The organism is Scandinavium sp. (assembly GCF_051650185.1).
Taxonomy (GTDB): domain Bacteria; phylum Pseudomonadota; class Gammaproteobacteria; order Enterobacterales; family Enterobacteriaceae; genus Scandinavium.
In genome coordinates this window covers 1-10,826 of sequence record NZ_JBOFIN010000012.1, presented here as the reverse complement: position 1 = coordinate 10,826, position 10,826 = coordinate 1, and the positions used below count along the sequence as shown (strand labels likewise).

Genomic DNA, 10,826 nt, shown 5'->3' with positions numbered 1-10,826 from the left:
CGGCGGGTTTTTTTATACCCTCACGACCCCCATCTTCTACACTAGCTGTACTCTTTTTGTTCACTCAGGTTGATATTATGTGGTTACTGGACCAGTGGGCCGAGCGGCATATTCTCGATGCTCAGCGTAACGGCGAGTTTGACTCCTTGGCTGGGAGTGGAAAGCGTTTGGAACTTGATGACGACCATCATGTGCTTGCAGAATTACGTGCCGGTTACAGATTACTGAAAAATGCGGGATGTCTTCCTCCTGAACTTGAACAGCGTAAGCAAGCCCTCCAGCTTGCCGATCTCCTGCAAACCGTTCGTGAAGACGACCCGCGATTCAATAAACTTCACCGCCAGCTCACGTTGCTTGAGTTAAAGCTTAGACAAGCCGGGCTCAACACTGACTTTCTTCATGGCGACTATGCGGGGAAACTCCTCAATAAAATCAAAGGAGAGTCATAATGTTACGTATAGGTGAGTTAGCGAAACTGGCTGGTGTTACACCCGACACCATTCGCTATTACGAAAAGCAGCAAATGATGGATCATGATGTCCGTACTGAAGGTGGCTTCAGGCTTTATTCAGACAGCGACCTGCAGCGTCTGCGTTTTATTCGTCATGGGCGACAGTTAGGGTTCACACTAGAAGCGATCCGTGAACTGCTATCGATCCGTATTGATCCCGAGCATCACACTTGTCAGGAATCGAAAAGCATCGTTCAGGTCAGATTGAGTGAGGTTGAGGCGCGCATTGCCGAACTGGAAACGATGCGGCGCTCATTACAGCGACTGAATGATGCCTGTTGCGGTACTGCTCACAGTAGCGTCTACTGTTCGATTCTGGAAGCGTTAGAACAAGGTGCAGAAGCCGACAAATCAGGGTGTTGATTTACCCCAGGCAGAGGATTACACTCGCGCCGAATTAACCCACATACTGGAGATATTATGAGCCGCTATCAGCATACGAAGGGGCAGATTAAAGATAATGCCATCGAAGCCCTGTTGCATGACCCGCTTTTTCGTCAGCGAGTTGAGAAGAATAAAAAAGGGAAAGGAAGTTATCAGCGTAAAGGGAAACAGGGTAATCGAGCGAACTGGGAGGCCAGTGGCAAAAGAGTGATGCACTTTTTTACCACTGGCTTTCTTGTTTCTGGACTCTGATTAAGAGCGATTGTTCTGCTCTTTCAGTAAATCGCGGATCTCAGCCAGCAAGACTTCCTCTTTTGAAGGAGCCGGCGCCGCAGCAGGCTCTTCTTTCTTACGGTTCAGCTTGTTTATCAGCTTGATTGCCATAAAAATGGCAAATGCCACGATGACGAAATCGAAAATATTCTGAATAAAGACGCCGTAATGCATTACGACAGCAGGCACATCGCCTTGTGCGTCACGCAGGGTCACGGCAAATTGTTTGAAGTCGATACCCCCAATCAGCAGACCTAACGGCGGCATAATAATATCGGCAACCAATGAAGAAACGATCTTGCCGAATGCGGCACCAATAATCACACCTACTGCCAAATCGACAACATTCCCGCGCATCGCAAATTCGCGAAACTCTTTAATAATGCTCATTTTATACTCCTTGTGCTGGCTGACGTTTATAAGTTTAACAAATGTTTAGCTGATTTCCATTGCAGAACCAATGTCAGATGGAATAAATAAGCCATGCAATATAAAGGGTTAATGAAAAAGGGCGCCGTTATTGGCGCCCTTTCGTCGTTACAAAAAGAATGGACTTGGCTGAAATAGCCTTTCGACATCGGTAATAAACTTTTTATCTGTCAGGAACATAATGACGTGGTCGCCTTGTTCAATACGAAGATTGTCATTTGCTATCATGACTTCATTACCACGCACTACAGCTCCGATAATCGTGCCCGGCGGCAGTTTTATATCGTCAATCACTCGTCCGACAACGCGAGAGGTGCTTTCATCGCCATGAGCTACAGCTTCAATGGCTTCCGCAACACCGCGACGTAGTGAGGACACACCCACGATATCTGCTTTGCGCACATGACTTAAAAGTGCAGAGATCGTTGCTTGCTGCGGAGATATCGCAATATCAATTACGCTGCCCTGTACCAGATCGACATAAGCTCGACGTTGGATAAGCACCATCACTTTCTTGGCGCCCATTCGCTTGGCCAGCATGGCCGACATGATATTGGCTTCGTCATCATTGGTGACGGCAATAAACAGATCAACCTGATCGATATGTTCTTCAGCCAGTAATTCTTGATCTGATGCGTCGCCGTAAAAGACGATCGTATTTTGCAGCTTCTCGGCCAGTTCAGAGGCACGCTGTTGGTCGCGTTCGATCAGTTTAACGCTGTAGTCTTTCTCCAGACGATGCGCGAGGCCTGCGCCAATGTTGCCCCCGCCGACAAGCATGATGCGCTTGTAGGGTTTCTCAAGACGCTGAAGCTCGCTCATTACGGCACGAATATGCTGTGATGCGGCAATGAAGAACACTTCATCACCCGCTTCGACGATGGTTGAACCCTGTGGGCGAATCGGACGGTCATGACGGAAAATTGCAGCCACGCGCGTATCGATGTGTGGCATATGCTCGCGCATAGTGGACAGCGCATTCCCGACCAGCGGCCCGCCGTAGTAGGCCTTCACTACCGCAAGGCTGACTTTGCCTTCGGCAAAATTAACCACCTGCAGCGCACCCGGGTATTCAATCAGACGATAAATATTGTCGATAACCAACTGCTCTGGCGCAATCAGGTGATCGATAGGCACGGCTTCAGAATGGAACAGCTTTTCCGCATCACGCACATAGTCCGGAGCCCTGATTCGGGCGATGCGATTTGGCGTATTAAAAAGCGAATAGGCGACCTGGCAGGCGACCATATTTGTTTCGTCCGAACTGGTGACGGCGACCAGCATGTCGGCATCGTCGGCCCCCGCTTCACGCAAAACTCGTGGATGCGAGCCGTGTCCTTGTACGACACGCAAATCGAATTTGTCCTGCAGGCTGCGCAAGCGATCGCCATTGGTGTCGACAACGGTAATGTCGTTATTCTCGCCGACCAGGTTTTCCGCCAGTGTGCCGCCAACTTGTCCGGCACCCAGAATGATAATTTTCATCAGTCGCGATCCATTAATTCATCACTGTTTGATTAGCTTAGCGTAGAAGAAACCATCGCCTTCTTCTGCCGCCGGTAAGTTTTGGCGTCCTGGATGTTCTGCATCGCCCGTTTCAGTGAGTGAGGCATCGGGTGTGCGTTTCAGGAAGGCGGCAATTTGTTCACTGTTTTCTTCAGGAAGAATGGAACAGGTCGCGTAAACCAACGTGCCGCCGGTTTTCAGATGCGACCAGGTCGCATCCAGAATTTCCGCCTGCAGTTGTGCCAACTCGGCGATGTCTCGATCGCGGCGCAGCCATTTAATATCCGGATGGCGACGAATGACGCCAGTTGCGGAGCAGGGGGCGTCTAACAGAATGCGATCAAACTGTTGTTCGCCACACCACTGAGAAGGGAAGCGGCCGTCACCCTGCTTAACCTGAGCTTTCATGCCAAGGCGTTTAAGGTTTTCATACACACGCGTCAGGCGTTGCTTATCGACATCTACCGCCATCACATTGGCTTCTGGCGCAACTTCAAGAATGTGTGTGGTTTTGCCGCCGGGTGCCGCGCAGAGATCGAGGATCTTCTCGCCGTTTTCTGGCCGCAGGAAATTCATGCAGCCTTGAGCTGAAGCATCCTGAACCGTGACCCAACCTTCGTTAAATCCGGGCAAAGCCTGTACAGACACCGGAGTTTCCAGACGCACAGCATCAGGATACTCAGGATGCGAGAAGCCAGTAATCCCGGCTTCTTCGGACAAGGCCATCCATTCATCGCGACTATGGTGATTGCGGTTTACGCGAAGCCACATTGGCGGGCGCTGGTTGTTAGCCTCAAGAATCGCTTCCCATTGCTGCGGATAGGCACTCTTAATGCGTTTCACCAGCCAGGAAGGGTGCAGAAAACGCAGCTCTGTGGAGGCAAATTCTGCCTGTAGCGTTTCCTGATTTCGCTGAAACTGACGCAGAACACCGTTGATCAGACCTTTTAGCTGCGGACGTTTAATCGCTACGGCGCCTTCCACTGTTTCGGCAAGAGCGGCGTGTGCCGGAATTCGGGTGTGCAGGAGTTGATACAGTCCAACCATAATCAGGTAATGAACGGTACGTTGCTTGCCTGTCATCGGGCGTTCCATCAACTTATTGATCAACCACTCAAGCTGGGAAAGCGTACGAAGGACACCGAAGCAGAGTTCCTGCAAAAGCGCCCGGTCTTTTTCACCCACCTTTTGCTGCAGTGCGGGCAGGACATTACTCAGTGACTGGCCCTTCTCAACGACCTGCTCGACGGCCTGGGCGGCGAGACTACGTAAATTAGTATTCTTTTTCATATGCTTAAAAATGAAAAGGCCCGGCAGTACCGGGCTTGAAATGAGAACCGTCAGGCGAGACGGTTGCCGGGAATAAACCATTCCCGACGTGAATTTAACAGATCCTGAGCGCTCATCGCTTTTTTGCCCGCAGGCTGTAGCGATTGAAGATTCAGAATGCCATCCGCGGTCGCCACCTGAATACCTTGCTTGCTGACATCCAGAATGGTGCCTGGCTGGGCATTCGTTTTTTCGTTGATGACGCTGGCCTGCCAGATTTTTACCGGCTGCCCGTCAATCTCAAGCCAACTCATCGGCCATGGATTGAAAGCACGGACGCAGCGTTCAAGCTGTGCGGCAGAAAGTGACCAGTCAACGCGGGCTTCTTCTTTGCTGAGCTTTTCAGCGTGTGTAACCTGAGCTTCATCCTGAACTTCAGGTTTTGCTGTACCGCTTGCCAGCTGTTGCAGCGTTTCGGTCAGTCCTTTCGGGCCAAGCTCAGCGAGCTTGTCGTACAAAGAGCCGCTCGTGTCTTCTGCTGTTATCGGGCAGGAGAGCTTGTGGAGCATATCTCCGGTATCCAGACCGACGTCCATTTGCATGATAGTGACGCCCGTTTCAGCATCACCCGCCCACAAAGAACGTTGAATAGGTGCCGCACCACGCCAGCGCGGGAGCAGCGAGCCATGCACATTGATACAGCCGAGGCGCGGCATATCCAGTACCGCTTTGGGCAGGATAAGACCGTAGGCAACGACGACCATTACGTCGGCGTTAAGCCCGGCAACGAGCTGCTGGTTTTCCTGCGGGCGAAGTGACGCGGGCTGGAAAACCGGCAGACCTTTCTCTTCAGCCAGAACTTTTACCGGTGAAGGCATAAGCTTTTTACCGCGACCAGCCGGGCGGTCGGGCTGGGTGAAAACGCCCACAATCTGGTGCCCTGAAGACAACAGCGCGTCAAGATGACGCGCTGCAAAGTCAGGGGTACCTGCGAAAATAATGCGAAGTGATTCTGACACGAGTGTTCTTATCCTTAAGCGCGGGCGTTTAAGCGATCCAGTTTCTCAACTTTCTGGCGGATGCGCTGCTGTTTCAGCGGTGACAGATAGTCGATGAACAGTTTGCCCACCAGATGATCCATCTCGTGCTGAATACAGATAGCCAGCAGGCCATCAGCTTCCAGTTCGAACGCTTTACCTTCGCGGTTGAGCGCACGGATTTTCACTTTCTCAGCACGCGGCACCAGAGCGCGTTGTTCAGGAATCGACAGGCAACCTTCTTCAATCCCGGTTTCGCCTTCTTTCTCCAGCAGTTCAGGGTTGATCAACACCAGTTGCTCATCACGGTTTTCAGAGACATCAATGACGATGATGCGCTGATGAATATCCACCTGCGTAGCCGCCAGGCCAATGCCTTCTTCGGCGTACATGGTGTCAAACATATCGTCAACGATACGCTGAATTTCTGCATTCACTTCTTTAACCGGTTCAGCGATTTTGCGAAGACGCTCGTCCGGGATATGTAACACTTGCAAAACTGACATAATTATCCAGAGTTGTGTTCAGGAGTTGGAAAGATTATTACCTCTATTCTAGACAAATCCCCCTCTGATTGACAGCATCAGTGACCAATCGCAAAGATTGCTCAACGTGCTTGTGGCAAGGGGACAAAGGATGACACCCACAGAAATAGTGCTTCGCCTGATGACAGTGAATAGTGTCTATGGGGATATCTCTTCCGCCTTGCTAAATCAGCTCAGTCATACTGAAACCATTGACGCCGAACGGCTGCAAGCGAAGGGGTTGACGGCAAAGCAAATTCAGCAGTTTTTCTCCCTCTCAGAGCGAGAGTTGTCGCAGACGCAGGCCTGGCTGGCAGAGCCCCATCATTTTCTGCTTACCGCAAACGATCCTGCTTTTCCCTCTGCATTACGAGCGACAACAGATTATCCCGTTGCGTTATTTGTCGCCGGGGATGTCACTTTGCTCTCTTCTGTACAGTTAGCCATTGTCGGCAGCCGTAATCATTCCTGGTACGGTGAACGCTGGGGAACCGCGTTTAGTGAAGCGCTGTCACGCAAAGGGTTCACGATTACCAGCGGGCTAGCGTTGGGTATTGATGGCATAGCCCATCGAGCAACACTCACCGCTTCAGGGAAAACCATTGCTGTACTGGGGAACGGCCTTTTTCATACCTACCCACGCCGCCATGCTTCCTTGAGTCAGCGCATTCTTGAGAGTGGCGGAGCACTGGTCAGCGAGTTTCCATTGGCTCAGCCTCCCTGGCCCGCCAATTTTCCCCGTCGTAATCGCATCATCAGCGGTCTGAGTTGCGGTGTGCTGGTCATTGAAGCCGCAATAAAAAGTGGTTCGCTCGTGACTGCCCGAACGGCTCTGGAACAAGGACGGGAAGTTTTCGCCCTGCCAGGGCCGCTGGGGAATCCGGGTTCAGAAGGGCCGCACTGGCTGATTAAACAGGGCGCCACGCCAGTGACCACTGTCGAGGATATTCTGGAAAATTTGCAATATGGGCGGTATCCGTTGCCAGATGAGACTGAAAATTCAAATTATTCCCCGGATAGGGAGCTCACGGCATTGCCATTTCCGGAGCTCCTGGCTAACGTAGGAGATGAGGTAACACCTGTTGACGTTGTCGCTGAACGTGCCGGCCAACCTGTGCCAGTGACGGTAGCTCAATTACTCGAACTGGAGTTAGCAGGGTGGATCGCAGCTGTACCCGGCGGCTATGTCCGATTGAGGAGGGCATGCCATGTTCGACGTACTGATGTATTTGTTTGAGACTTACATCCATAACGAAGCAGAAATGCGGGTGGACCAGGACAAACTGACTCGGGATCTCACCGACGCCGGTTTTGATCGTGAAGATATCTACAACGCGCTACTTTGGCTGGAAAAGCTGGCTGACTATCAGGAAGGGCTCGCCGAGCCGATGCAGCTGGCTTCTGATCCGCTCTCTGTGCGTATCTATACCGCAGAAGAGTGCCAAAGGCTGGATGCCAGTTGCCGGGGATTCTTGTTATTCCTGGAGCAGATTCAGGTGCTAAACCTCGAAACGCGTGAAATGGTTATCGAACGCGTCATGGCGCTGGATGCCACAGAGTTTGAACTGGAAGACCTGAAGTGGGTCATTCTGATGGTGCTGTTTAACATTCCAGGCTGTGAAAATGCCTATCAGCAAATGGAAGAATTACTCTTCGAAGTAAATGACGGTATGCTGCATTAATTCCATTGTGTAGCGACAAGAGTTGTTATGGCCAAATCAGCACTGTTTTCGGTGCCTAAAAACGAGCCCTGCCCACAGTGCGGGGCTCCACTCGTTATCCGGTCCGGCAAACACGGGCCCTTTCTTGGTTGTTCCCATTATCCGGAATGTGACTATGTGCGTCCCCTGAAAAGTCAGGCGGACGGGCATATTGTTAAAGTTCTGGAAGGCCAACTTTGCCCGAAGTGCGGCGCTGAGCTGGTGCTGCGACAGGGGCGTTTCGGCATGTTTATTGGCTGTAGCCAGTATCCCGCCTGTCAGCATACCGAAATCATTGATAAACCGGATGATACTGCCATCGCCTGCCCGCAGTGCGACGAAGGACATCTGGTACAGCGTCGCTCTCGTTATGGTAAAACCTTTCATTCTTGCGATCGCTATCCTGATTGCCAGTTTGTCCTGAATTTCAAACCGGCAGTGGGTGAATGCCCGACGTGTCATTATCCGCTGCTTATCGAAAAGAAAACGGCGCAAGGCGTGAAGCTTTTCTGTGCCAGTAAACAATGTGGAAAGCCGGTTCCGGCGAAAGATCAGTGAACAATAACCTGCAAACAGAAAGCGTGACGAAAGCTCTCATCGCGCTAAAAAACAAAGAAGTCATCGCTTATCCTACTGAAGCTGTTTTTGGTGTTGGCTGCGATCCGGACAGCGAAACTGCCGTCATGCGCTTGCTTGAAATAAAGCAGAGGCCTGTCGAAAAAGGGTTAATCCTCATCGCGGCTGATTACGAGCAACTCAAACCTTATATTGACGATTCGATGCTGTCCGATGCACAGCGCGAAGCCGTTTTCTCGAAATGGCCGGGGCCGGTGACGTTTGTTTTCCCTGCTCGCCTCTCAACACCACGTTGGCTGACCGGGCGTTTTGATTCCCTGGCTGTACGCGTTACCGACCATCCGCTGGTGGTTGAACTGTGCAAGGCGTATGGCAAGCCATTGGTTTCAACCAGCGCAAATCTGACGGGACAACCTCCATGTCGGACGACTACTGAAGTGGTTGCCCAATTTGGTGAAGCGTTCCCTGTTGTGGTGGGAGAAACCGGCGGTCGGCTCAATCCTTCCGAAATTCGCGATGCCCTGACGGGCGAACTTTTTCGCCAGGGGTGAGGTTATGGAACCGTATGCAGTTTTTGGCAATCCGATTGCGCATAGCAAATCTCCTTTTATTCATCAGCAATTCGCACTGCAGCTGAACATTGAACATCCTTATGGTCGTGTGCTTGCTCCAAGGGAAGCCTTTAATGCAGCCCTGGATACCTTTATGGCTGCTGGTGGAAAGGGCTGTAACGTCACGGTGCCCTTCAAAGAAGAAGCATTTTCGCGAGCGGATGAATTGACGGAGCGTGCTGCGATGGCTGGCGCGGTTAATACCCTCAAGCGTCTTGAAGATGGGCGGTTGCTCGGCGATAACACGGATGGCATCGGTTTGCTGAGCGATCTGGAACGCCTTGCTTTTATCAAACCAGGATTTCGTATTCTACTGGTGGGCGCAGGTGGCGCGGCTCGTGGAGTGATCATGCCGCTGCTGTCTCTCGACTGTGCGGTGACAATCACTAACCGCACATTCTCGCGAGCCCAGGAGTTGGCAACGATCTTTGCTCATACGGGCAGCATCCGGGCGGTGGCAATGGATCAACTGGCGGGTGAAGAATTCGATCTGATCATTAACGCGACCTCAAGTGGAATCGGGGGGGATGTGCCAGCGATCCCTGCTTCACTCATCCATCCAGGCATTCATTGTTATGACATGTTTTACCAGAAGGGAAACACACCGTTCCTGAGCTGGTGTGAACAGCATGGTGCCAGACAGCGTGCGGATGGTTTGGGAATGTTGGTGGCACAAGCAGCACACGCGGTATTGCTTTGGCACGGCCTGATGCCTGAGATTGCACCCGTGATCGCATCACTGAAGAAAGAGCTGGCATTGTGAACCAGACAATCCTGTTTCCCGATCGTGAAGAGTGGGATGAACGCCGACAGTGCATCTTCTTCCCGGCGTTAGTCTCCGGTTTCCAGATGCAGTGCGCGTTATCGGCGGAATCACTGGAGCGCCGCTTTGGTCGCGGCACGCCAGCACATTGGTTGGAGAGCTTTCGCCAGCATCGCTGGGATCTGGAGGAAGAAGCTGAAGAAGCTATCCGTGAACAGCGGGAAGACGATCAGGGCTGGTTCTGGCTTTCCTGATCCAAATATTCATTTTTCCATTTTACATAGTTGTTGGCGGAGTATTTCAGGCCTTCGAGTTCCTTCTCCTTTAAAGGGCGGATCTGTTTTACCGGACTGCCCAAATACAGAAAGCCACTTTCCAGACGTTTGTTTTGTGGCACCAGGCTGCCAGCGCCAATCATCACATCATCTTCTACGACAACGCCGTCCAGTAAAATAGAACCCATTCCCACCAGAACGCGATTGCCAATCGCGCAACCGTGCAGCATCACTTTATGCCCTACCGTCACATCTTCACCCACAATAAGCGGGTTGCCTTCCGGGTTGGTGGTCGATTTATGGGTGACATGCAAAACGCTGCCGTCCTGAATGTTGGTGCGTTTGCCAATAGCAACGTGGTTAACGTCTCCGCGAATGACAACCAGCGGCCAGATGCCGACATCATCGGCAAGACGGACATCGCCGATAACGACACTGGTGGAATCGATCATTACGCGTTCACCCATTGTGGGGCGCAAAGACTGATAGGGGCGGATATTTGCAGACATGTTTACCTCTAAAGAAAGGATCGCAGGTGATGACGGCCATTATCGGCCTTAAACGGGGCTTTCACACCTCAAAAAAGCAGCAGATCGTATGGGATCTGGACAAAGAGAATGAAAAAACAGCTATCAGAAAAAAGATCGAAAAAAAAGGTTGTGCAAAAAATTGGGATCCCTATAATGCGCATCCGTTGAGACGACAACGTGAAACACTTCACAAGATGGTCGTAGCAACGAAGAGAAAAAATCCTGAAATTCAGGGTTGACTCTGAAAGAGGAAAGCGTAATATACGCCACCTCGCGACAGAGCGCTAAAGCGCGTCGCAACTGCTCTTTAACAATTTATCAGACAATCTGTGTGGGCACTCAAAGTGACATGGATTCTTAACGTCCTCGGACGAAAAATGAATACCAAGTCTCTGAGTGAACATACGTAATTCATTACGAAGTTTAATTCACGAGCAT

Annotated in this window: 16 protein-coding genes; 10 read left to right on the top strand and 6 right to left on the bottom strand. The window is 51.4% G+C overall.

Features of this window, described 5'->3' with window-relative positions:
* Positions 1–77: 77 nt before the first annotated feature.
* Genes ACRCWW_RS01320 through ACRCWW_RS01310 form a run of 3 tightly spaced genes read left to right on the top strand, consistent with a single transcriptional unit; the run spans position 78 to position 1,147 of the window.
* Entirely contained in the window at positions 78–449 is a 372-nt protein-coding gene (locus tag ACRCWW_RS01320; RefSeq protein ID WP_438680776.1) for a DUF1992 domain-containing protein, read from the top strand.
* Positions 449–874: a Zn(2+)-responsive transcriptional regulator gene (gene zntR, locus ACRCWW_RS01315; RefSeq protein WP_438680775.1), complete on the top strand. Its 426-nt coding sequence runs from the start codon at positions 449–451 to the stop codon at positions 872–874. Before ACRCWW_RS01320 ends, zntR begins: the two co-directional genes overlap by 1 nt.
* 57 nt (positions 875–931) lie before the next feature.
* Positions 932–1,147 carry an alternative ribosome-rescue factor A gene (locus ACRCWW_RS01310; protein ID WP_438680774.1) on the top strand — a complete coding sequence of 72 codons (216 nt, stop codon included), beginning with the start codon at positions 932–934 and terminating at the stop codon, positions 1,145–1,147.
* On the opposite strand, the gene mscL is transcribed toward ACRCWW_RS01310, so the two are convergent.
* The 5 genes from mscL to def form a co-directional block, all read right to left on the bottom strand.
* On the bottom strand, positions 1,148–1,558 hold the full coding sequence (mscL, locus tag ACRCWW_RS01305; RefSeq protein WP_330985811.1) for a large-conductance mechanosensitive channel protein MscL: 411 nt from the start codon (positions 1,556–1,558) through the stop codon (positions 1,148–1,150).
* Between the two features lie 147 nt (positions 1,559–1,705).
* Positions 1,706–3,082 (bottom strand): Trk system potassium transporter TrkA, encoded by a 1,377-nt coding sequence (gene trkA, locus ACRCWW_RS01300; RefSeq protein WP_404660142.1) that lies wholly within the window; start codon positions 3,080–3,082, stop codon positions 1,706–1,708.
* 21 nt (positions 3,083–3,103) lie between these two features.
* Positions 3,104–4,393, bottom strand: a complete 1,290-nt coding sequence (gene rsmB / locus ACRCWW_RS01295; protein WP_438680773.1) for a 16S rRNA (cytosine(967)-C(5))-methyltransferase RsmB — start codon at positions 4,391–4,393, stop codon at positions 3,104–3,106.
* A gap of 50 nt (positions 4,394–4,443) precedes the next feature.
* Positions 4,444–5,391 (bottom strand): methionyl-tRNA formyltransferase, encoded by a 948-nt coding sequence (gene fmt / locus ACRCWW_RS01290; protein ID WP_438680772.1) that lies wholly within the window; start codon positions 5,389–5,391, stop codon positions 4,444–4,446.
* A gap of 14 nt (positions 5,392–5,405) precedes the next feature.
* A complete protein-coding gene (def, locus tag ACRCWW_RS01285) occupies positions 5,406–5,915 on the bottom strand; it encodes a peptide deformylase (protein ID WP_330985815.1) in 510 nt (169 codons plus the stop codon).
* 130 nt (positions 5,916–6,045) lie between these two features.
* Between def and dprA the strand changes: the two genes are divergently transcribed.
* Genes dprA through ACRCWW_RS01255 form a run of 6 tightly spaced genes read left to right on the top strand, consistent with a single transcriptional unit; the run spans position 6,046 to position 9,837 of the window.
* On the top strand, positions 6,046–7,170 hold the full coding sequence (dprA, locus tag ACRCWW_RS01280; RefSeq protein ID WP_438680771.1) for a DNA-protecting protein DprA: 1,125 nt from the start codon (positions 6,046–6,048) through the stop codon (positions 7,168–7,170).
* Entirely contained in the window at positions 7,142–7,615 is a 474-nt protein-coding gene (smg, locus tag ACRCWW_RS01275) for a DUF494 family protein Smg (RefSeq protein WP_438680770.1), read from the top strand. Before dprA ends, smg begins: the two co-directional genes overlap by 29 nt.
* 27 nt (positions 7,616–7,642) lie before the next feature.
* Positions 7,643–8,191: a topoisomerase DNA-binding C4 zinc finger domain-containing protein gene (locus tag ACRCWW_RS01270; protein ID WP_438680769.1), complete on the top strand. Its 549-nt coding sequence runs from the start codon at positions 7,643–7,645 to the stop codon at positions 8,189–8,191.
* Entirely contained in the window at positions 8,188–8,760 is a 573-nt protein-coding gene (gene tsaC / locus ACRCWW_RS01265) for an L-threonylcarbamoyladenylate synthase type 1 TsaC (RefSeq protein ID WP_438680768.1), read from the top strand. The genes ACRCWW_RS01270 and tsaC overlap by 4 nt, the downstream gene beginning before the upstream one ends.
* 4 nt (positions 8,761–8,764) lie before the next feature.
* A complete protein-coding gene (aroE, locus tag ACRCWW_RS01260) occupies positions 8,765–9,583 on the top strand; it encodes a shikimate dehydrogenase (RefSeq protein ID WP_438680767.1) in 819 nt (272 codons plus the stop codon).
* Positions 9,580–9,837, top strand: a complete 258-nt coding sequence (locus ACRCWW_RS01255; protein WP_438680766.1) for a DUF1488 domain-containing protein — start codon at positions 9,580–9,582, stop codon at positions 9,835–9,837. The genes aroE and ACRCWW_RS01255 overlap by 4 nt, the downstream gene beginning before the upstream one ends.
* On the opposite strand, the gene ACRCWW_RS01250 is transcribed toward ACRCWW_RS01255, so the two are convergent.
* Positions 9,813–10,367 (bottom strand): gamma carbonic anhydrase family protein, encoded by a 555-nt coding sequence (locus ACRCWW_RS01250; protein ID WP_438680765.1) that lies wholly within the window; start codon positions 10,365–10,367, stop codon positions 9,813–9,815. The genes ACRCWW_RS01255 and ACRCWW_RS01250 overlap by 25 nt on opposite strands.
* A gap of 29 nt (positions 10,368–10,396) precedes the next feature.
* On the opposite strand from ACRCWW_RS01250, the gene ACRCWW_RS01245 reads away from it, so the two are divergent.
* A complete protein-coding gene (locus ACRCWW_RS01245; protein ID WP_438680764.1) occupies positions 10,397–10,627 on the top strand; it encodes a hypothetical protein in 231 nt (76 codons plus the stop codon).
* The last annotated feature ends 199 nt before the right edge of the window (positions 10,628–10,826 follow it).

Bases quoted from the DNA above. Each gene is read 5' to 3' on its own strand.
- ACRCWW_RS01250 (WP_438680765.1), bottom strand. From the start codon at position 10,367: ATGTCTGCAAATATCCGCCCCTATCAGTCTTTGCGCCCCACAATGGGT.
- mscL (WP_330985811.1), bottom strand. From the start codon at position 1,558: ATGAGCATTATTAAAGAGTTTCGCGAATTTGCGATGCGCGGGAATGTT.
- trkA (WP_404660142.1), bottom strand. From the start codon at position 3,082: ATGAAAATTATCATTCTGGGTGCCGGACAAGTTGGCGGCACACTGGCG.
- aroE (WP_438680767.1), top strand. From the start codon at position 8,765: ATGGAACCGTATGCAGTTTTTGGCAATCCGATTGCGCATAGCAAATCT.
- ACRCWW_RS01245 (WP_438680764.1), top strand. From the start codon at position 10,397: ATGACGGCCATTATCGGCCTTAAACGGGGCTTTCACACCTCAAAAAAG.
- smg (WP_438680770.1), top strand. From the start codon at position 7,142: ATGTTCGACGTACTGATGTATTTGTTTGAGACTTACATCCATAACGAA.
- ACRCWW_RS01270 (WP_438680769.1), top strand. From the start codon at position 7,643: ATGGCCAAATCAGCACTGTTTTCGGTGCCTAAAAACGAGCCCTGCCCA.
- ACRCWW_RS01310 (WP_438680774.1), top strand. From the start codon at position 932: ATGAGCCGCTATCAGCATACGAAGGGGCAGATTAAAGATAATGCCATC.
- def (WP_330985815.1), bottom strand. From the start codon at position 5,915: ATGTCAGTTTTGCAAGTGTTACATATCCCGGACGAGCGTCTTCGCAAA.
- dprA (WP_438680771.1), top strand. From the start codon at position 6,046: ATGACACCCACAGAAATAGTGCTTCGCCTGATGACAGTGAATAGTGTC.
- ACRCWW_RS01320 (WP_438680776.1), top strand. From the start codon at position 78: ATGTGGTTACTGGACCAGTGGGCCGAGCGGCATATTCTCGATGCTCAG.
- zntR (WP_438680775.1), top strand. From the start codon at position 449: ATGTTACGTATAGGTGAGTTAGCGAAACTGGCTGGTGTTACACCCGAC.
- rsmB (WP_438680773.1), bottom strand. From the start codon at position 4,393: ATGAAAAAGAATACTAATTTACGTAGTCTCGCCGCCCAGGCCGTCGAG.